This is a genomic window from Streptococcus sp. Marseille-Q6488 (assembly GCF_946902925.1).
Taxonomy (GTDB): Bacteria; Bacillota; Bacilli; order Lactobacillales; family Streptococcaceae; genus Streptococcus.
Map to the genome: position 1 here is coordinate 218145 of NZ_CAMPPZ010000008.1, position 20115 is coordinate 238259.

Consider the following 20115-nt stretch of genomic DNA (forward strand, 5'->3'; position numbering starts at 1 on the left):
CTTTTCTGGTTATCAGAAGAGAATCTCTGTTGGCTTTTTTGGCATAAATGAACAATTTTATTTTTCAGAATATATCAAATATAACAAATAACTCTTAAAATTCAGAAAATTCTATTGACAGGACTTGAAAAAGAGTCTATAATGAATAAAAAAACAAAGGAGAATACTATGAAAACAAGAAAAGTATTGGCTCTTGCGGGAGTAACCTTATTAGCAGCTGGTGTTTTAGCTGCTTGTTCTGGGGGTTCAGGTGCTCAAGGTGAAAAAACCTTTGCCTTTACCTACGAGACACATCCAGATAATCTCAACTATTTGACAACTGGTAAGGCAGCAACTTCTGAGATTACTAGTAATGTCATTGATGGATTGCTTGAAAATGATAAATACGGGAACCTTGTTCCTTCATTGGCAGAAGACTGGTCAGTTTCTAAGGATGGCTTGACTTATACTTATAAGATTCGTCAGGATGCCAAGTGGTATACATCTGAGGGAGAAGAGTATGCTCCTGTTAAGGCTCAGGACTTTGTAACAGGACTTAAATATGCAACAGATAAGAAAGCAGAAGCCCTTTACTTGGTACAGGATTCAATCAAAGGTCTGGATGCCTATGCCAAAGGTGAAATCACAGACTTCGCTCAAGTCGGGATTAAAGCCCTTGACGACCAAACAATCCAATACACCTTGAACAAGCCTGAAACTTTTTGGAACTCAAAAACAACCATGGGTGTGCTTGCGCCAGTCAATGAAGAGTTTTTGAATTCAAAAGGGGATGATTTTGCCAAAGCTACGGATCCAAGTAGTCTCTTGTATAACGGCCCTTATTTGCTGAAATCCATTGTGACCAAATCCTCTGTTGAATTTGCGAAAAATCCGAACTACTGGGATAAGGACAATGTGCATATTGACAAAGTTAAATTGTCATTCTGGGACGGGCAAGATACCAGCAAACCAGCAGAAAACTTTAAAGATGGTAGCCTTACAGCAGCTCGTCTTTATCCAACAAGTGCAAGTTTCGCAGAGCTTGAGAAGAGTATGAAAGACAATATCGTCTATACGCAACAAGACTCTACGACTTATCTAGTAGGGACAAATATTGACCGTCAATCTTATAAGCACACATCTAAGACTAGCGAAGAACAAAAGACATCAACTAAAAAGGCTCTCTTAAACAAGGATTTCCGTCAGGCTATTGCCTTTGGTTTTGACCGTACAGCCTATGCCTCTCAGTTGAATGGAGAAACTGGAGCAAGCAAAATCTTGCGTAATCTCTTTGTGCCACCAACATTTGTTCAAGCAGATGGGAAGAACTTTGGCGATATAGTCAAAGAAAAATTAGTGACTTATGGGGATGAATGGAAGGATGTCAATCTTGCAGATTCACAAGATGGTCTTTACAATCCAGAAAAAGCTAAAGCAGAATTTGCCAAAGCCAAATCAGCCCTACAAGCTGAGGGAGTACAATTCCCAATTCACTTGGATATGCCAGTTGACCAGACAGCAACTACAAAAGTTCAACGTGTCCAATCTATGAAACAATCCTTGGAAGCAACTTTAGGAACTGATAATGTCGTTATTGATATCCAACAATTGCAAAAAGATGAATTGCTTAATGTAACTCTATTTGCCGAAAATGCTGCTGGCGAAGACTGGGATTTATCAGATAATGTCGGTTGGGGTCCAGACTTTGCCGATCCATCAACCTACCTTGATATTATCAAACCTTCTGTAGGAGAAAGTACTAAAACATATTTAGGATTTGACTCAGGGGAAGATAATGTAGCTGCTAAAAAAGTAGGTCTATATGACTACGAAAAATTGGTTACTGAAGCTGGTGATGAGACTACAGATGTTGCTAAACGATATGATAAATACGCAGCAGCCCAAGCTTGGTTGACAGATAGTGCCTTGATCATCCCAACAACTTCTAAAACTGGTCGTCCAATCTTGTCTAAGATGGTACCATTTACAATACCATTTGCATTGTCAGGAAATAAAGGTACAAGTGACCCAGTCTTGTATAAATACCTTGAAATTCAAGACAAGGCAGTTACTGCAGATGAATACCAAAAAGCTCAAGAAAAATGGATGAAAGAAAAAGCAGAATCCAATAAAAAAGCGCAAGAAGAACTTGCCAAACATGTGAAATAAGATAAAAAGAGACTGAGCAAAAAGTCTTTAAAAGCAAAACGCATATTGTCAGGTGATGAAAGCCTTGATCGTATGCGTTTTATTGTGGGGAAATGTACTTGATCTCTGTATTTCATTTTGAAAATGACAAAATCCTGAGTTTAGAGTTCTCAGGATTTTTTCGTTTACTGTTGTGGTTGCTGTTGAACTTGTGGATTTTGTGGCGTTGGTTGTACTGGTTGTGTCGGTTGAACAGCTTGTCCTTGATTAGGATCAGTTGCTGGAGCATTATTGGGTTGTTGACCAACCGTAGTACTTGCCTGTGTAGTTGAACTTTCAGCTGTTGAGGATTGTTGAGTAGAGGGTTCAGTCCATATTGGGCGAGCTCCATTTTTGAATACAAATTCCCCGTTTCTGAAAAGTCCGTCTGGCATCGTCCAGTCTTCTGGATGAGTATCTTCTGATAGATACGTTATCATTGAGCGATAAACTTTAGCTGCAACTAGGAAACCATCTCCAACTATTGGAGTAAAACGGTTTGAGTATCCAGTCCATACAGCCATAGAATACTTAGGAGTATATCCTACAAACGATTCATCTGGAGCTACGTAGCTAGTGTTTTTGACATATTTTTCGATTTCTTCATCAGTATAGTTAGAAGTACCAGTCTTACCAGCTTGTGGAAGCCATGGTAGGTAGGCACCACGACCGATACCATAAACTAAGACTGTTTTCATCATTTCGGTCATCATATAGGCTGTAGTCTCTTTCATAGCTCGTGTACCGGCATCAGAAAATTCTTTTTCACTACCATCACTGAAGACTATTTTATTGATATACATTGGTTTATGGTAAATACCACCATTAGCAAAGGCGGCATAAGCAGCAGCCATTTTTTCACTACTTGCACCGTATTGTTTGCTAGATTCGGTTGTATTACTTGAAATGGCGTTTGCATAATACATGCTTGGATAGTCGATACCAAGACCATTAAGGAAGGTTTTAGCTCTATCTAGACCGACCTTATTCAAAGTCTCAACGGCTGTGACATTTCGTGATTGTTGAAGAGCATATTGCAGAGTAATATTACCGAAATATGCTCTATCCCAGTTGTAGACAGGTGTGCTTGTTCCCGGATAGTTATAAGGAATATCATTAACCATAGTTGCAGTGGAATCATAAACACCGTATTCTATGGCAGGTGCATAATCGGTGATTGGTTTCATTGCTGAACCCCAGTCACGATTGGTTTCCACAGCTTGGTTGGTACCAAATGAAACGTTACTTGCTTGGTGACGAGCTCCAAGTTGGGCGATGACTTTACCATTTGAAACATCTACGACCGTAGATGCGACTTGCAAATCATCGTCAGGGTAAGAGACGTATTGATCGGAGTTGTAGATATCCCACAGATGTTTTTGAGCTTCTTGGTCTACATTTGTGTAAACATCCATCCCAGTAGTTAGAAGGTTATAGCCAGTTTCTTGTTCTACTTGATTGATGACCTCCTTGAGGTAATTATCCATGTAAGCAGGGTAATTACTTGCTGATTTGAGACTTTGTAGTCCATCAGTAATTGGTGTATTGACTGCTTTCTCATACTGTTCAGCAGAGATGTAACCTTGATTTTTCATTTCAGATAAGACCAAGTTTCGGCGGTCTTGGGCTGCTTCTGGATGTGAATAGGGGTCATATTGGTTTGGTGCCTGAGGCATTCCAGCCAGCAAGGCTAACTGAGGTAAACTTAAATTATTGAGGTCTTTACCATAGTAGTTTTGAGCTGCTGTCTGCATTCCATAGTTGCCATTAGACATGTAGACCTTATTTATATAGTAGGTCAAGATTTCCTGTTTGGTTGCTTTTTGTTCTAACTGAATCGCTAACCAAGCTTCCTGAGCCTTACGAGAAATAGTCTGGTCGGAAGTCGAGGTTGAAAAGTAAGTCAATTTAATCAACTGTTGGGTGAGAGTTGATCCACCTTGGAGGGAATTGCTTTGCAGATTGCGCAAGAAAGCTCCCAGGATACGGATGGTATCAATCCCCCTGTGGTCGAAGAAGCGATGGTCTTCGATAGAAACGATTGCCTTAACCAAATCTGTGGGAATATCATTAGCTTGGGCATTGACGCGGCGTTCAGAACCCAAGTCAGCAATGAGTTGATTTTTATTGTCGTAGATTTTACTAGAGGTTGTTGCAACTAGTTTACTCTCGGATAGGCTAGGAGCCTTGCTAACATAGTAGAAAAAAACTCCTCCGCCTAAGACAATGGCTGCGATAACCAAGCTTAAGAAGCTAATGCTCAGATACTTGATTAGGCGCAGAATCGTTGGTTTGTTCATCTTGTTTTACCACCTAATAAATGTTCTTTGATAACATTGAGATAAGGAATTTGAGGGAAGGCACCAGCCTTGATTTCATATCCATATTCTCGAATATATCCAAGTGGCATTGATTTTTGTCCTTTATCTTGATGATAGAAGCGAATCAAATCGAATGCCGGCAATAAGTAGGTTTCTTGCTGAGAAGAAAAGTGAAGAAGGACAAAGCAGATTCCTTGTTGGGCAAGGACTTGTTCCATATGCTGAATCTGATGTGGATGAAAATTTTTCATCGGAATCGCACGTTTTTGTTTTGTTTCCTTGGCTTCAAAGTCGATGTAATATCCATTATAAACGCCAGAATAGTCCGTCGTTGAAGCTTGTCGAAAATAGGCTTCAACAATCTTGGCACGACTTCGTTGTGGATAGTCCACTCGTACGATTTGAATAGGGGTTGGTTTCTTGTGTATAACAGCCAAGCCCTGAGACAAATAGTAGTCGTTGGTAGCATTGATCATCTTTTCAAAAGACATTCCTCGATTTGCGAAATTTTTGGGTTGAGAAAGAGATGGTTGTCTTTTTTGTGATGAAAGTTTATGTGGATAGTTGACCATAATTCTCCTTATTGGTACAATAACATCACTCTATTATACCATAAATTTGCACAGAAAGGGTTAAAAATGGCTACAGTTTTGGTTTTAGGCTATTCTGCTTTTGATTTGGGTTTATTTTCTGACAAGGATCCTCGTCTTAAATTGATAAAAAAAGCAATACGTAAAGATTTAGAGGCTATGGCAGCAGATGGAGTGTCTTGGCTTGTGTTTACAGGAAGTTTGGGTTTTGAATATTGGGTTTTAGAGGTTGCTCAGGAAATGAAGACCGAATACGGTTTCCAGTTGGCGACCATTTTTGCTTTTGAAACCCATGGGGAAAATTGGAATGAAGGCAATCAGATGAAACTGAGCCGCTTTAAGCAGGTAGACTTTGTCAAATATGCCTATCCTCGCTATGAACACAAGGGGCAGTTAAGAGATTACCAGCAGTTTTTACTGGAAAACACGAATAGTTCCTATCTTTTTTATGACGAAGAAAATGAAACGAAACTAGCTTATTTTTACCAAAAGATGAAAAATCAAGAGGACTATTTTATAAAGAGATTAACATTTGATCAATTAAATGAACTTGCTGAAAATTTTTCCGAAAATTGAAGCTTTGACCTTGATTTTTGTTTGCCTTTTTTTATATAATAATACTAGCAAGCGAGAATGGAGAGAGACATGGCAAGTATTATTTTTTCAGCGAAAGATATTTTTGAACAAGAGTTTGGACGTGAAGTCCGTGGGTATAGCAAGGTAGAAGTTGATGAGTTTTTAGACGATGTCATCAAGGACTATGAAACCTATGCTGCCTTGGTCAAGTCACTTCGTCAGGAGATTGCGGATTTGAAGGAAGAATTAACTCGTAAACCGCAAGTGAGTTCGGCTCCAAGTCCTAGTCACCCAGATCCAATTGATGTGGCTGCTTCATCTTCTATGACGAATTTTGATATTTTAAAACGCTTGAATCGTCTTGAAAAAGAAGTATTCGGTAAACAAATTTTAGACAATACTGATTTGTAATTCAGGTCTTGTTACATGCAATTTTTGGATAATCGCGTGAGGAGAATTGCTTCTCATGAGGAAAGTCCATGCTAGCACAGGCTGTGATGCCTGTAGTGTTTGTGCTAGGCGAAACCATAAGCCTAGGGACGAGAAATCGTTACGGCAGTTGAAATGGCTAAGTCTTTGGATAGGTCAGAGTAGACTTGAAAGTGCCACAGTGACGGAGTCTTTCTGGAAACAGAGAGAGTGGAACGCGGTAAACCCCTCAAGCTAGCAACCCAAATTTTGGTCGGGGCATGGAGTACGCGGAAACGAACGTAGTATTCTGACTGCTATCAGCTAGAGCTGTTAGTGGTAGACAGATGATTATCGAAGGAAGTGGTCCTAGTCACTTCTGGAACAAAACATGGCTTATAGAAAATTGCATATAGGTTGGGGCTGAGAAATTTTCTCAACCTCATTTTTTAAAGTGGACATATAGAAAGGTCTTGCAAGACTGTAACATGAAAAAAGAATTTAATTTAATTGCAACTGTGGCAGCAGGGCTTGAAGCTGTTGTAGGACGAGAAGTGCGAGAGTTGGGCTACGATTGTCAGGTTGAAAATGGACGTGTTCGTTTTCAAGGAGACGTGAGAGCTATTATCGAAACCAACCTTTGGCTTCGGGCAGCAGATCGTATCAAAATTATCGTAGGAACTTTCCCAGCTAATACTTTTGAGGAACTGTTTCAGGGAGTTTTCGCTTTAGATTGGGAAAATTATTTACCACTTGGAGCTCGGTTCCCGATTTCAAAAGCAAAATGTGTTAAATCTAAACTTCACAATGAGCCCAGTGTACAGGCTATTTCTAAGAAAGCTGTTGTCAAGAAATTGCAGAAACACTACGCCCGCCCAGAAGGTGTTCCTCTGATGGAGAATGGCCCAGAGTTTAAGATTGAGGTCTCTATTCTCAAAGACATAGCAACTGTCATGATTGATACGACAGGGTCTAGCCTCTTTAAACGTGGTTATCGTACCGAAAAAGGGGGAGCCCCTATCAAGGAAAACATGGCGGCAGCCATTTTACAACTTTCTAACTGGTATCCAGACAAGCCTTTGATTGATCCGACCTGTGGTTCGGGGACTTTCTGTATCGAGGCTGTCATGATTGCCAGAAAGATGGCACCAGGACTTCGTCGTTCTTTTGCATTTGAGGAGTGGAACTGGGTCAGCGATCGCTTGATTCAGGAAGTGCGTACAGAGGCGGCTAAAAAAGTGGACCGTGAGCTGGAATTGGATATCATGGGCTGTGATATTGATGCTCGCATGGTGGAAATTGCTAAGGCCAATGCTCAGGCAGCTGGTGTTGCAGGGGATATTACCTTTAAGCAGATGCGCGTGCAGGATTTACGTTCTGATAAAATCAATGGTGTGATTATCTCCAATCCGCCTTACGGGGAGCGTTTATCAGATGATGCAGGGGTGACCAAGCTCTATGCTGAAATGGGTCAAGTATTTGCACCACTGAAAACTTGGAGCAAATTTATCCTGACTAGTGATGAAGCCTTTGAAAGCAAGTATGGTAGTCAAGCAGATAAGAAGCGTAAGTTATACAACGGAACCTTGAAAGTGGATCTGTATCAATATTTTGGTCAGCGTGTCAAACGGCAAGAGGTAAAATAGAAAGGGATACTCATGAGTAAAAAAAGACGAAATCGTCATAAAAAAGAAGGTCAAGAACCGCAATTTGATTTTGATGAGGCAAAAGAGCTAACAGTTGGTCAAGCTATTCGTAAAAATGAAGAAGTGGAAGCAGGAGTCTTGCCTGAGGATTCCATTTTGGACAAGTATGTTAAACAACACAAAGATGAAATCGAAGCAGATAAGTTTGCGACTCGCCAATACAAAAAAGAGGAGTTAGTTGAAACTCATAGTCTGGATGATTTAATTCAAGAGATGCGTGAGGCTGTAGAGGAGTCAGAAGCTTCTTCGGAGGAAGTTCCATCTTCTGAAGACATCTTACCACCCTTGCCTCTGGACGATGAGGAGCAAGGCTTGGATCCTCTATTGCTAGAGGATGAAACTCCAACAGAAATGACTGAAGAAGTGGAAGAGGAGCAAAACCTTTCTCGTCTGGATCAAGAGGACTCAGAAAAGAAAAGTAAAAAAGGCTTTGTTTTGACCGCTTTGGCGCTTGTATCAGTGATTATCTGTGTCAGTGCTTATTATGTCTATCGTCAAGTGAATCGCTCGACCAAGGAAATTGAAACTTCTCAATCAACTACAGCCAATCAATCAGATGTGGATGATTTTAATACACTTTATGACGCCTTCTACACAGATAGTAATAAAACGGCTTTGAAAAATAGTCAGTTTGATAAACTAAGTCAACTCAAGACCTTACTTGATAAGCTGGAAGGTAGTCGTGAGCATACGCTTGCCAAATCTAAATATGATAGTCTAGCAACGCAAATCAAGGCCATTCAAGATGTCAATGCACAATTTGAAAAACCAGCTATTGTGGATGGTGTGTTGGATACCAATGCCAAAGCCAAATCGGATGCTAAATTTACAGATATTAAAACTGGAAATACGGAGCTTGATAAAGTGCTAGATAAGGCTATCAGCCTTGGTAAGAGCCAGCAAACAAGTACTTCTAGCTCAAGTTCAAGTCAAACTAGCAGTTCTAGTCAAGCAAGTTCAAATACGACTAGTGAGACAAAACCAAGTAGTTCAAATGAGACTAGAAGTAGTCGCAGTGAAGTCAATATGGGTCTCTCGAGTGCAGGGGTTGCTGTTCAAAGAAGTGCCAGTCGTGTTGCCTATAATCAGTCTGCTATTGATGATAGTAACAACTCTGCCTGGGATTTTGCTGATGGTGTCTTGGAACAAATTCTAGCGACTTCACGTTCACGTGGCTATATCACTGGAGACCAATACATCCTTGAACGTGTCAATATCGTTAATGGCAATGGTTATTACAACCTCTACAAGCCAGACGGAACCTATCTCTTTACCCTTAACTGTAAGACAGGTTACTTTGTTGGAAATGGTTCTGGACATGCGGATGACTTGGACTACTAAGCAGTCGTTACAAAATTCTTTCTTTTCAAAAGTAAAAATGATAAAATAAAACAAATTAAACAAGAGGAGTGTCAAATGACAAAAGCTAACTTTGGTGTTGTTGGTATGGCCGTAATGGGTCGTAACCTTGCCCTTAATATTGAATCTCGTGGTTACACAGTTGCTATCTACAACCGTAGTAAAGAAAAAACGGAAGATGTAATTGCTTGCCATCCTGAAAAGAACTTTGTACCAAGCTATGACGTTGAAAGCTTTGTAAACTCAATCGAAAAACCTCGTCGTATCATGCTCATGGTTCAAGCTGGACCTGGTACAGATGCTACAATTCAAGCCCTTCTTCCGCACCTTGACAAGGGTGATATCTTGATTGACGGTGGAAATACTTTCTACAAAGATACCATCCGTCGTAATGAAGAATTGGCAAACTCAGGTATCAACTTTATCGGTACTGGAGTTTCTGGTGGTGAAAAAGGTGCCCTTGAAGGTCCTTCTATCATGCCTGGTGGACAAAAAGAGGCCTACGAATTGGTTGCTGATGTTCTTGAAGAAATCTCAGCTAAAGCACCAGAAGATGGCAAACCATGTGTGACTTATATCGGTCCTGATGGAGCTGGTCACTATGTGAAAATGGTTCACAACGGTATCGAGTACGGTGACATGCAATTGATCGCAGAAAGCTATGACTTGATGCAACACTTGCTAGGCCTTTCTGCAGAAGACATGGCTGAAATCTTTACTGAGTGGAACAAGGGTGAATTGGACAGCTACTTGATCGAAATCACAGCTGATATCTTGAGCCGTAAAGACGATGAAGGTCAAGATGGACCAATCGTAGACTACATCCTTGATGCTGCAGGTAACAAGGGAACTGGTAAATGGACTAGCCAATCATCACTTGACCTTGGTGTGCCATTGTCACTGATTACTGAGTCAGTGTTTGCACGCTACATTTCAACTTACAAAGAAGAACGTGTACATGCTAGCAAGGTGCTTCCAAAACCAGCTGCCTTCAAATTTGAAGGAGACAAGGCTGAGTTGATTGAAAAGATTCGTCAAGCTCTTTACTTCTCAAAAATCATTTCATATGCACAAGGTTTTGCGCAATTGCGTGTAGCTTCTAAAGAAAACAACTGGAACTTGCCATTTGCAGACATCGCATCTATCTGGCGTGATGGCTGTATCATCCGTTCTCGTTTCTTGCAAAAGATTACAGATGCTTACAATCGTGATGCAGACCTTGCCAACCTTCTTTTGGATGAGTACTTCTTGGATGTTACTGCTAAGTACCAACAAGCAGTGCGTGATATCGTAGCTCTTGCTGTTCAAGCTGGTGTGCCAGTGCCAACTTTCTCAGCAGCTATTACTTACTTTGATAGCTACCGTTCAGCTGACCTTCCAGCTAACTTGATCCAAGCGCAACGTGACTACTTTGGTGCCCACACTTACCAACGTAAAGACAAAGAAGGAACCTTCCACTACTCTTGGTATGACGAAAAATAAGTAGGTCTGCCATGGGGAAACGGATTTTATTACTTGAGAAAGAACGAAATCTAGCTCACTTTTTAAGTTTGGAACTCCAAAAAGAGCAATACCGAGTTGATCAGGTTGAGGAGGGGCAAAAAGCCCTCTCCGTGGCTCTTCAGACAGACTATGACTTGATTTTATTGAATGCTCATCTGGGGGATATGACAGCCCAGGATTTTGCAGACAAGCTGAGTCGGACTAAGCCAGCTTCAGTCATCATGGTCTTGGACCATCGTGAAGAATTGCAAGACCAGCTTGAGACAATCCAACGCTTTGCCGTTTCTTACATCTATAAACCAGTTATTATTGACAATTTGGTAGCTCGTATTTCAGCGATTTTCCGAGGTCGGGACTTTATCGATCAACACTGTAGTCAGATGAAGGTTCCAACGTCTTACCGCAATCTGCGTATGGATGTAGAACATCATACCGTTTATCGTGGCGAGGAGATGATTGCTCTGACGCGTCGTGAGTATGACCTCTTGGCTACTCTTATGGGAAGCAAGAAAGTCTTGACTCGTGAGCAGTTATTGGAAAGTGTTTGGAAGTACGAAAGTGCGACAGAGACCAATATCGTGGATGTCTATATCCGTTATCTACGTAGCAAGCTTGATGTAAAAGGTCAAAAAAGCTACATTAAAACCGTGCGTGGTGTTGGTTACACCATGCAAGAATAGAAAAGCAGTTGCAGTTGTGTAACTGCTTTTTTTGGAGGTTTTCTATATATTGACATGCAGTCGGGTCTTTGCTACAATCAGTTATGGAGGATAGGTCTAATGAAAATAATAAAAAAATTGATGTCAATCGCATTAGCAATCTTTTTCTTCAGTCTGCTAGCGACAAGTACAGTATTGGCGGATGATGCTGATTCAGAAGGTTGGCAATTTGTCCAAGAAAATGGTAGAACCTACTACAAGAAGGGGAACCTCAAAGAAACGGACTGGCGAGTGATTGATGGTAAGTACTATTATTTTGATCCTTTATCTGGAGAGATGGTTGTCGGCTGGCAATATATACCTGCTCCACACGAAGGGGTTACGATTGGTTCTTCTATAAGGCAAGATATTGCTTTTAGACCAGATTGGTTTTACTTTGGTCAAGATGGGGTACTACAAGAATTTGTTGGTAAGCAAGTTTTAGAAGCAAAAACAGCTACAAATGTCAACAAGCATCATGGGGAACAATATAATAGTCCAGCAGAGAAACGAGTCTATTATTTTGAAGATCAACGTAGTTATCACACCTTAAAAACTGGTTGGGTTTATGATGAGGGGCACTGGTATTATTTACTGAAGGATGGTGGCTTTGATTCTCGCATCAACAGATTGACTGTTGGGGAGCTAGCACGTGGTTGGGCTAAGGATTTTCCTCTTACATATGATGAAGATAAATTAAAAGCTGCTCCATGGTATTACCTAGACCCAGAAACTGGCATTATGCGAACAGGTTGGCAATATCTAGGTAATAAGTGGTACTACCTTCGTTCATCGGGGGCCATGGCAACTGGTTGGTATCAGGAAGGTTCAACTTGGTACTACTTAGACCAGTCAAATGGTGATATGAAAACGGGTTGGCAAAACCTTGGCAACAAGTGGTACTATCTCCGTTCATCAGGAGCTATGGCGACAGGCTGGTTCCAGATCGGTAGTAAATGGTATTACGCCTATAGCTCAGGTACTTTGGCAGTAAATACGACTGTAGATGGCTATTCTGTCAATTATAATGGCGAATGGGTTCAATAAATAATGATAGTATTTTGTAATTTGAGATAAATTTTAAGTAAGAGTGCAGCTTCACGAAGTGATACTGGATAAAAAGTTTTTAAAATCAGAAAACCGCATATTATCAGGCGTCAAAAAATTGGCAAAACCTTGATAATATGCGGTTTATTGTGGAAAGATTTACTTATTTTTAACAAAATTGAGTTTTGCCCAGTTTTACATGACATGTTTTAGAAAAAGGTATATAATGTTAGTGTAATATCAAGTGTTTTTTTGAAAGCATCACAACAATTACAATTTTAGGCTTAAAAATCGAACCTTCTTTAAATACTTAAATATTTAAGGGAGGGGGTATAAGTACCCATTTGTAAAAAAGAAATGAGGTTGAAAATGAACTTTAAGTCAAGAAAATGTGAAGAAAACGGGAAAAAAGTTTTACGCTATTCTATTAGAAAGCATCATTTGGGAGTAGCTAGTGTAGCAGTAGCTTCGGTATTATTTTTTGCAACTGGTGTGGCGACTGTGCAAGCGGATGGACCAGGAGCAGGTGAACCAGTATCAGGCACACCAGCCCCACCAAGTACACCAGGTTCAGCAAGTTCAGCAAGTACAACAAGCACACTAGGCACTTCTGGTGCTAATACTGGTGACACAGAAATAGAAAATACAAATACAGATACAAATACAGCTGCATCAACTGAGAGTAATGGAAATAATAGAGCTGCATTAACAGAAAATGGGCCTATTAAGCCAGAAGATAATGTTGAAGCAAGAAATAATAATGAGAAACCTAGAGGGCTTGAAAGAGCAACAGAACCAGCAAATTATGATGGTAAAGTAAGTCTTATCGGTCAATGGACAAGTGAATCACACGAAAAAAAAGATACTGAAAATACATATAAGAATGCTACAGATAAATTAGGGAGTCCCTTACCAAATACCGGTCTTTTCCGTGCTGCTGCAAAAACTTTTCTTGGTTGGTCTGACAAGCCGCCTGTAGATGGAAAAATTGCAGAAGGAGCAAGACTGTTCTCCCCAGAAGACACTTTAGCCACTGCCTTTCCAGATGGATTGAAAGCTGATTCCAAGCTGTATGGTGTTTATGCCAGTTTAAATGATCAAGATGAGCCTTTCCCTACAGATAAATTTTCTATGGGATTTGCGATTATAGGTGGAATGAATAAATTTAAAATTAACGATAATAAGGTTAATATTGATACAAATGTAAAATCGGATGATGTATTACCCAATACTAAGTTAAACAAAGACACAGAAGATAAAGAAAAAAATACACGTCGTATCATCGATGAGTATAAACCGGACAATAATGATACTACAAAAGTGAATGAAGTGGTTTTAAAAGCTGAGTTTGAAATGGATAAAACTACAGCGATGACTGTGTATAGAAATCCTCATATAGGATATGTTGGTCCTGTTTTATCTAATTCATATAAAGGGAATCAATTTGAATTGGGCGAAAGGAGAAAAACTTACACCTATGTAGACTTAAATGTGAATTTAGACAAAGATTTAGTTGTTCCGGAAAAATTATATGCAGAGTTTAATGGTTATTCATGGAGACCTTTATATGCTCTTGGAATTAAGGAAGATGGAACGAAGGAAATCTTAAATGTGTATTCAAAAGATGGAACAGCGTTAGGAAATGCAAAAGATAGCTTTAATTCAATCGTTAGTAATACGGACCCTAGAGTCACATTTGGTGTTGAAACTAAAGGTAACCATAATATAACATTTAGAATGATTCTTAGATCTTTAAACGGAAATGATAGTAATAGACCGGAAGGTGAACGTAATGAGCGTATAGCTGAGAGTGTAGTAAAACCGGATGAAGGGAAGTCTGTTGCTGAAACAATTATGCGCAATATGACACTTCGCTCTCTTACATCAACAGAACTTAAAGCTTTATTCCCTAATAAGAGTGATGAAGAAATCAATCAGATGGTTGTTCGTATTAATCAAGAAAAAGCCAAAGAGTTAGCAGATACAAATGGTACAACAGTTTTAAAAGTAACAGGTTCTGTTGAGGGTAATGTTCACCCAAATGCAGGTAAAATCGGTTGGTTTAATTCAGCTACAAATTTACCTATTGACAAAGTAGAAGCTAACGTTTTAGAACTAGGTTATGTTACATTTTATAATGTATCCTACCGATTCCAAAGTGGAACAGAGGGAAAAGTATTACCAGCAGTAATCGAAAACTATAAGCCAAAAGATACAGCTACTTACGAAAATGAAGCGAATGTAACACCAACACAACCGACAACTACAGAGTATATAGATGCAGAAAACGATGGGAAATGGGTCTTCAAAGATTATGATGAAGCTAAAAAACAAGTAAACAAAGCAGATGTGGAGTTCATTGGAACATGGGTATTCGAAGCTAATAAGTATGGTGTAACCTACAAATTCCAAAGTGGGACACCAGGTAAGACATTGCCAGCAGCAATAGAAGGCTATAAACCAACAGACCAAAACCGTTATGTAGATAAATCAAATGTAACAACAATTCAACCAACAAAAACAGAGTATGTTGATACAGAAAATGATGGAAAATGGGTATTCAAAAGCTACGATGCTGAAAATAAAGCAGTAAATAAGGCAGATGTAGAGTTTATAGGAAAATGGGTATTCGAAGCTAATAAATACAGTGTAACCTACAAATTTGAAAGTGGGACACCAGGTAAGACATTGCCAGAAGCAATAGAAGGCTATAAACCAACAGACCAAAACCGTTATGTAGATAAATCAAATGTAACAACAATTCAGCCAACAACTAAAGAGTACGTTGATACAGAAAATGATGGTAAATGGGTATTTAAAAAATACGATGCTGAAAATAAACAGGTAAATAAAGCAGATGTAGAGTTTATAGGAACATGGGTATTCGAGGCTAATAAATACGGTGTAACCTACAAATTCCAAAGTGGAACACCAGGTAAGACATTGCCAGAAGCAATAGAAGGCTATAAACCAACAGACCAAAACCGTTATGTAGATAAATCAAATGTAACAACAATTCAACCAACAAAAACAGAGTATGTTGATACAGAAAATGATGGGAAATGGGTATTCAAGAGCTACGATGCTGAAAATAAACAGGTAAATAAAGCAGATGTAGAGTTTGTAGGAACATGGGTATTCGAAGCTAATAAATACGGTGTAACCTACAAATTTGAAAGTGGAACCCCGGGTAAGACATTGCCAGCAGCAATCGAAGGCTATAAACCAACAGACCAAAATCGTTATGCAGATAAAGCAAATGTAACACCAACACAACCGACAACTAAAGAGTACGTAGATGCAGAAAACGATGGTAAATGGGTATTCAAGAGTTACGATGCTGAAAATAAAGTAGTAAATAAAGCAGATGTAGAGTTTGTAGGAACATGGGTATTCGTGGCTAACGCACCGACTCCTAAGCCAGAACCGAAACCAGAGCCTAAGCCAGAACCAAAATCGGAGCCAAAACCAGAGCCTAAGCCGGAGTCTAAGCCAGAACCGAAGCCGGAGCCAAAACCTGAACCAAAACCAGAGCCTAAGCCAGAACCAAAACCGGAGCCTAAGCCAGAGCCTAAACCGGAACCAAAACCAAGCCCAACTCCTTCAGAGAATTGGGATCAAGGAAGTACTGAAGTGCACAAGCGGGATGAACTACCTCAGACAGGTAGTCAACAAGATGAATGGTTGGTAGCTCTAGGTGGCTTATCTCTCCTAGGTGCTTTGACGGTATTTTCTAAAAAACGAGAAGAATAGGATATGATAAAAATCGTTTAAATAATAAAATGATGTAAATATATCCTTATAATGGGAAAAGCGATTGTGAATGGAAACAATCGCTTTTTTTGTGAAAATATAATAAAATAGATAGGAGAGAAGCAATACTTGTATGAAAAAATGAGACGGCTTTTTCGTCTAGTAAAAGGAAAATATGACAAAAAAAGTTGGTGTCGGTCAGGCACATAGTAAGATTATTTTAATAGGGGAGCATGCGGTCGTTTATGGCTATCCTGCCATTTCCCTGCCTCTTTTAGAGGTGGAGGTGACTTGTAAGGTGGTTCCTGCAGCGAGTCCTTGGCGCCTCTATGAGGAGGATACCTTGTCTATGGCGGTTTATGCCTCGCTCGAGTATTTGGATATCAAAGAAGCCTGCATTCGCTGTGAGATTGACTCGGCTATCCCTGAAAAACGGGGAATGGGTTCGTCAGCAGCTATCAGCATAGCGGCCATTCGTGCGGTATTTGACTACTATAAGGCAGAACTACCTCATGATGTACTAGAAATCTTGGTCAATCGGGCTGAGATGATTGCCCATATGAATCCGAGTGGTTTGGATGCCAAGACCTGTCTCAGTGACCAACCTATTCGCTTTATTAAAAACGTTGGATTTACAGAGCTTGAGATGGATCTATCCGCCTATTTGGTCATTGCAGATACGGGCGTTTATGGTCACACTCGTGAAGCCATCCAAGTGGTTCAAAGTAAGGGCAAGGATGCCCTACCGTTTTTGCATGCCTTGGGAGAATTAACCCAGCAAGCAGAAAAAGCGATTTCACAAAAAGATGCTGAAGGACTAGGGCAAATCCTCAGTCAAGCACATTTACATTTAAAAGAAATTGGTGTCAGTAGCTCTGAGGCAGATTACCTCGTTGAAACGGCTCTTAGGCATGGTGCTCTGGGGGCCAAGATGAGTGGTGGTGGTCTTGGAGGCTGTATCATAGCCTTGGCAGACAATTTGACACAAGCTCAAGAACTAGCAGAAAGATTAGAAGAGAAAGGAGCTGTTCAGACATGGATAGAGAGCCTGTAACAGTACGTTCCTACGCAAATATTGCTATTATCAAATATTGGGGAAAGAAAAAAGAAAAAGAGATGGTGCCTGCTACTAGCAGTATTTCTCTGACTTTGGAAAATATGTACACGGAGACGACTTTGTCATCTCTACCGATGGATGCGATAGCTGATGCCTTTTATATCAATGGTCAGCTACAAAATGAGTCGGAGCATGCCAAGATGAGTAAGATTATTGACCGCTACCGTCCAGTTGGAGAAGGATTTGTCCGTATCGATACTCAAAACAATATGCCTACGGCAGCGGGTCTGTCCTCAAGTTCTAGTGGTTTGTCTGCTTTGGTCAAGGCTTGCAATGCTTATTTCAAGCTTGGTTTGAATCGGAGCCAGTTGGCACAGGAAGCTAAGTTTGCTTCTGGATCTTCCTCTCGTAGTTTTTACGGACCTCTAGGTGCTTGGGATAAGGATAGTGGGGAAATTTATCCTGTAGAGACAGACCTGAAACTAGCTATGATTATGTTGGTGCTAGAAGACAAGAAAAAACCAATCTCTAGTCGTGATGGGATGAAACTTTGTGTGGAAACCTCGACGACCTTTGATGACTGGGTGCGTCAGTCTGAGAAGGATTATCAGGATATGCTGGTTTACCTTAAGGAAAATGACTTTGCCAAGGTTGGGGAGTTAACGGAGAAAAATGCCCTTGCTATGCACGCTACGACCAAAACTGCGTCACCAGCCTTTTCTTATCTGACGGATGCCTCTTATGAAGCCATGGACTTTGTTCGTCAGCTTCGCGAGCAAGGAGAATCCTGCTACTTTACCATGGATGCTGGTCCCAATGTTAAGGTCCTCTGTCAGGAGAAAGACTTGGAGCATTTGTCAGAAATCTTTGGTCAACGTTATCGCTTGATTGTGTCAAAAACAAAGGATTTGAGCCAAGATGATTGCTGTTAAAACTTGCGGAAAGCTCTATTGGGCTGGCGAATATGCTATTTTAGAACCAGGGCAGTTAGCCTTGATAAAGGCTATCCCCATCTATATGAGGGCCGAGATTGCTTTTTCTAAAAACTACCGTATCTACTCAGATCTGTTTGATTTCACAGTAGATTTGACACCAAATCCTGACTATAGCTTGATTCAAGAAACGATTGCTTTAGTGGAAGATTTCCTGACTTATCGAGGTCAAACCTTGCGACCTTTTTCTTTGGAAATTCGAGGAAAAATGGAACGGGAAGGGAAAAAGTTTGGTCTAGGTTCTAGCGGTAGCGTCGTTGTCTTGGTCATCAAGGCTCTGCTAGCTCTGTATAAGCTTTCGGTTGATCAGGAACTCTTGTTCAAGCTGGCCAGTGCTATCTTGCTCAAGCGAGGAGACAATGGTTCTATGGGAGACCTTGCCTGTATTGTGGCTGAGGATTTGGTTCTTTACCAGTCATTTGATCGCCAGAAGGTGGCTGCTTGGCTAAAAGAAGAAAACTTGGCGACAGTTTTAGAGCGTGATTGGGGCTTTTCAATTTCACAAGTGAAACCAACTTTAGAATGTGATTTCCTAGTGGGATGGACCAAGGAAGTGGCTGTATCGAGTCACATGGTCCAGCAAATCAAGCAAAATATCAATCAGAATTTTTTAAGCTCCTCAAAAGAAACGGTGGCTACTTTGGTAGAAGCCTTGGAGCAGAGGAAAGCAGAAAAAATTATCGAGCAAGTAGAAGTAGCCAGTAAGCTCTTAGAAAGCTTGAGCGCAGATATTTACACGCCTTCGCTTAGACAGTTGAAAGAAGCCAGTCAAGATTTGCAGGTTGTTGCTAAGAGTAGTGGTGCTGGTGGTGGTGATTGTGGTATTGCCTTGAGTTTTGATGAGCAATCAACTGAAACCCTAAAAAACCGTTGGGCCGATCTGGGGATTGAGCTCTTATACCAAGAAAGGATAGGACATGACGACAAATCGTAAGGACGAGCACATCCGCTATGCCCTTGAGCAGAAAAGTTCCTATAATAGCTTTGATGAGGTGGAGTTGATTCATTCTTCCCTGCCTCTTTACGATCTGGATGAAATCGATCTGTCGACAGAGTTTGCTGGTCGAAAGTGGGACTTTCCTTTCTATATCAATGCTATGACGGGTGGAAGCGATAAGGGAAGAAAAATCAATCAAAAGCTGGCTCAAGTGGCAGAAGCCTGTGGTATTTTATTTGTAACGGGTTCTTATAGCGCAGCCCTTAAAAATCCAACAGATGCCTCTTTTTCTGTCAAGTCTAGTCATCCAAATCTCCTTCTTGGAACTAATATTGGATTGGACAAGCCTGTTGATTTAGGCCTTCAGACTGTAGAAGAAATGCATCCTCTTCTCCTACAAGTGCATGTCAATGTCATGCAGGAATTACTCATGCCCGAGGGAGAAAGGAAGTTCAGAAGCTGGCAATCGCATCTGGCAGACTATAGCCAGCAAATCCCTGTTCCGATTGTCCTCAAGGAAGTGGGTTTTGGAATGGATGCCAAAACCATCGAGAGAGCCTATGAATTGGGCGTTCGAACCTTTGACCTGTCAGGTCGTGGTGGCACCAGTTTTGCCTATATTGAAAACCGCCGCAGTGGCCAACGTAACTACCTCAATCAATGGGGCCAGTCTACTATGCAAGCCCTTCTCAATGCCCAAGACTGGAAAGACAAGGTTGAACTCTTGGTCAGTGGAGGCGTTCGGAATCCGCTGGATATGATTAAGTGCCTGGTCTTTGGGGCTAAGGCTGTGGGATTGTCACGAACCGTTCTGGAATTGGTTGAAACCTATACAGTTGAAGAAGTAATCGACATTGTTCAAGGATGGAAAGCAGATCTACGCTTGATTATGTGTGCCCTTAATTGTGCCACCATAGCAGATCTACAAAAAGTAGACTATCTTCTTTATGGAAAATTAAAAGAAGCAAAGGATCAGATGAAAAAGGCGTAACCACCGCCTTT

15 protein-coding genes and 1 other RNA gene are annotated in these 20115 nt (G+C 40.6%); 14 read left to right on the top strand and 2 right to left on the bottom strand.

Annotation, left to right across the window (positions count from 1 at the left end; all coding sequences use genetic code 11):
• Positions 1 to 168 precede the first annotated feature (168 nt).
• On the top strand, positions 169 to 2148 hold the full coding sequence (locus tag OVN23_RS04290; protein ID WP_267240661.1) for a peptide ABC transporter substrate-binding protein: 1980 nt from the start codon (positions 169 to 171) through the stop codon (positions 2146 to 2148).
• Between the two features lie 164 nt (positions 2149 to 2312).
• Here OVN23_RS04290 and pbp1a read toward each other — a convergent pair whose 3' ends face one another.
• The gene (gene pbp1a, locus OVN23_RS04295) at positions 2313 to 4466 is read right to left on the bottom strand and encodes a penicillin-binding protein PBP1A (protein WP_267240662.1); all 2154 of its coding nucleotides are present in this window, start codon (positions 4464 to 4466) and stop codon (positions 2313 to 2315) included.
• Positions 4463 to 5059 carry a Holliday junction resolvase RecU gene (gene recU / locus OVN23_RS04300; protein ID WP_000248774.1) on the bottom strand — a complete coding sequence of 199 codons (597 nt, stop codon included), beginning with the start codon at positions 5057 to 5059 and terminating at the stop codon, positions 4463 to 4465. The genes pbp1a and recU overlap by 4 nt, the downstream gene beginning before the upstream one ends.
• 66 nt (positions 5060 to 5125) lie before the next feature.
• Between recU and OVN23_RS04305 the strand changes: the two genes are divergently transcribed.
• The 13 genes from OVN23_RS04305 to fni all read left to right on the top strand — a co-directional run bounded on the left by OVN23_RS04305 (position 5126) and on the right by fni (position 20104).
• A complete protein-coding gene (locus OVN23_RS04305; protein ID WP_267240663.1) occupies positions 5126 to 5653 on the top strand; it encodes a DUF1273 domain-containing protein in 528 nt (175 codons plus the stop codon).
• 69 nt (positions 5654 to 5722) lie between these two features.
• Positions 5723 to 6064, top strand: coding sequence for a cell division regulator GpsB (gpsB, locus tag OVN23_RS04310; RefSeq protein ID WP_000146532.1), 342 nt, complete (start codon positions 5723 to 5725; stop codon positions 6062 to 6064).
• Positions 6065 to 6084: 20 nt separating this feature from the next.
• Positions 6085 to 6465: RNase P RNA component class B (gene rnpB / locus OVN23_RS04315), an RNA gene on the top strand.
• A gap of 84 nt (positions 6466 to 6549) precedes the next feature.
• The gene (locus OVN23_RS04320; RefSeq protein ID WP_267240664.1) at positions 6550 to 7707 is read left to right on the top strand and encodes a THUMP domain-containing class I SAM-dependent RNA methyltransferase; all 1158 of its coding nucleotides are present in this window, start codon (positions 6550 to 6552) and stop codon (positions 7705 to 7707) included.
• 12 nt (positions 7708 to 7719) lie between these two features.
• Positions 7720 to 9108: a cell division site-positioning protein MapZ gene (mapZ, locus tag OVN23_RS04325; RefSeq protein WP_267240665.1), complete on the top strand. Its 1389-nt coding sequence runs from the start codon at positions 7720 to 7722 to the stop codon at positions 9106 to 9108.
• Positions 9109 to 9183: 75 nt separating this feature from the next.
• Positions 9184 to 10608 carry an NADP-dependent phosphogluconate dehydrogenase gene (gene gndA / locus OVN23_RS04330; protein ID WP_000158778.1) on the top strand — a complete coding sequence of 475 codons (1425 nt, stop codon included), beginning with the start codon at positions 9184 to 9186 and terminating at the stop codon, positions 10606 to 10608.
• Between the two features lie 11 nt (positions 10609 to 10619).
• On the top strand, positions 10620 to 11309 hold the full coding sequence (locus OVN23_RS04335; protein WP_173253055.1) for a DNA-binding response regulator: 690 nt from the start codon (positions 10620 to 10622) through the stop codon (positions 11307 to 11309).
• A gap of 99 nt (positions 11310 to 11408) precedes the next feature.
• Positions 11409 to 12374 carry a choline-binding protein CbpF gene (gene cbpF, locus OVN23_RS04340; protein WP_173253056.1) on the top strand — a complete coding sequence of 322 codons (966 nt, stop codon included), beginning with the start codon at positions 11409 to 11411 and terminating at the stop codon, positions 12372 to 12374.
• A 369-nt stretch (positions 12375 to 12743) separates the two neighbouring features.
• Positions 12744 to 16127, top strand: coding sequence for an SHIRT domain-containing protein (locus tag OVN23_RS04345; RefSeq protein ID WP_173253057.1), 3384 nt, complete (start codon positions 12744 to 12746; stop codon positions 16125 to 16127).
• Positions 16128 to 16302: 175 nt separating this feature from the next.
• Positions 16303 to 17181, top strand: coding sequence for a mevalonate kinase (gene mvk / locus OVN23_RS04350; RefSeq protein ID WP_267240666.1), 879 nt, complete (start codon positions 16303 to 16305; stop codon positions 17179 to 17181).
• Positions 17163 to 18116, top strand: coding sequence for a diphosphomevalonate decarboxylase (gene mvaD, locus OVN23_RS04355; RefSeq protein ID WP_173214184.1), 954 nt, complete (start codon positions 17163 to 17165; stop codon positions 18114 to 18116). Before mvk ends, mvaD begins: the two co-directional genes overlap by 19 nt.
• Complete coding sequence (locus tag OVN23_RS04360; RefSeq protein ID WP_173214186.1) at positions 18103 to 19110, top strand: phosphomevalonate kinase; 1008 nt, start codon at positions 18103 to 18105, stop codon at positions 19108 to 19110. The genes mvaD and OVN23_RS04360 overlap by 14 nt, the downstream gene beginning before the upstream one ends.
• Complete coding sequence (gene fni / locus OVN23_RS04365) at positions 19094 to 20104, top strand: type 2 isopentenyl-diphosphate Delta-isomerase (RefSeq protein WP_173214188.1); 1011 nt, start codon at positions 19094 to 19096, stop codon at positions 20102 to 20104. The genes OVN23_RS04360 and fni overlap by 17 nt, the downstream gene beginning before the upstream one ends.
• Positions 20105 to 20115: the final 11 nt, after the last annotated feature.

What these genes read in the sequence shown, in the direction of transcription:
- recU (WP_000248774.1), bottom strand. Translation starts at nt 5,059, where the DNA reads ATGGTCAACTATCCACATAAACTTTCATCACAAAAAAGACAACCATCT.
- OVN23_RS04320 (WP_267240664.1), top strand. Translation starts at nt 6,550, where the DNA reads ATGAAAAAAGAATTTAATTTAATTGCAACTGTGGCAGCAGGGCTTGAA.
- OVN23_RS04345 (WP_173253057.1), top strand. Translation starts at nt 12,744, where the DNA reads ATGAACTTTAAGTCAAGAAAATGTGAAGAAAACGGGAAAAAAGTTTTA.
- OVN23_RS04360 (WP_173214186.1), top strand. Translation starts at nt 18,103, where the DNA reads ATGATTGCTGTTAAAACTTGCGGAAAGCTCTATTGGGCTGGCGAATAT.
- cbpF (WP_173253056.1), top strand. Translation starts at nt 11,409, where the DNA reads ATGAAAATAATAAAAAAATTGATGTCAATCGCATTAGCAATCTTTTTC.
- fni (WP_173214188.1), top strand. Translation starts at nt 19,094, where the DNA reads ATGACGACAAATCGTAAGGACGAGCACATCCGCTATGCCCTTGAGCAG.
- mapZ (WP_267240665.1), top strand. Translation starts at nt 7,720, where the DNA reads ATGAGTAAAAAAAGACGAAATCGTCATAAAAAAGAAGGTCAAGAACCG.
- OVN23_RS04335 (WP_173253055.1), top strand. Translation starts at nt 10,620, where the DNA reads ATGGGGAAACGGATTTTATTACTTGAGAAAGAACGAAATCTAGCTCAC.
- pbp1a (WP_267240662.1), bottom strand. Translation starts at nt 4,466, where the DNA reads ATGAACAAACCAACGATTCTGCGCCTAATCAAGTATCTGAGCATTAGC.
- OVN23_RS04305 (WP_267240663.1), top strand. Translation starts at nt 5,126, where the DNA reads ATGGCTACAGTTTTGGTTTTAGGCTATTCTGCTTTTGATTTGGGTTTA.
- gndA (WP_000158778.1), top strand. Translation starts at nt 9,184, where the DNA reads ATGACAAAAGCTAACTTTGGTGTTGTTGGTATGGCCGTAATGGGTCGT.
- OVN23_RS04290 (WP_267240661.1), top strand. Translation starts at nt 169, where the DNA reads ATGAAAACAAGAAAAGTATTGGCTCTTGCGGGAGTAACCTTATTAGCA.
- gpsB (WP_000146532.1), top strand. Translation starts at nt 5,723, where the DNA reads ATGGCAAGTATTATTTTTTCAGCGAAAGATATTTTTGAACAAGAGTTT.
- mvk (WP_267240666.1), top strand. Translation starts at nt 16,303, where the DNA reads ATGACAAAAAAAGTTGGTGTCGGTCAGGCACATAGTAAGATTATTTTA.
- mvaD (WP_173214184.1), top strand. Translation starts at nt 17,163, where the DNA reads ATGGATAGAGAGCCTGTAACAGTACGTTCCTACGCAAATATTGCTATT.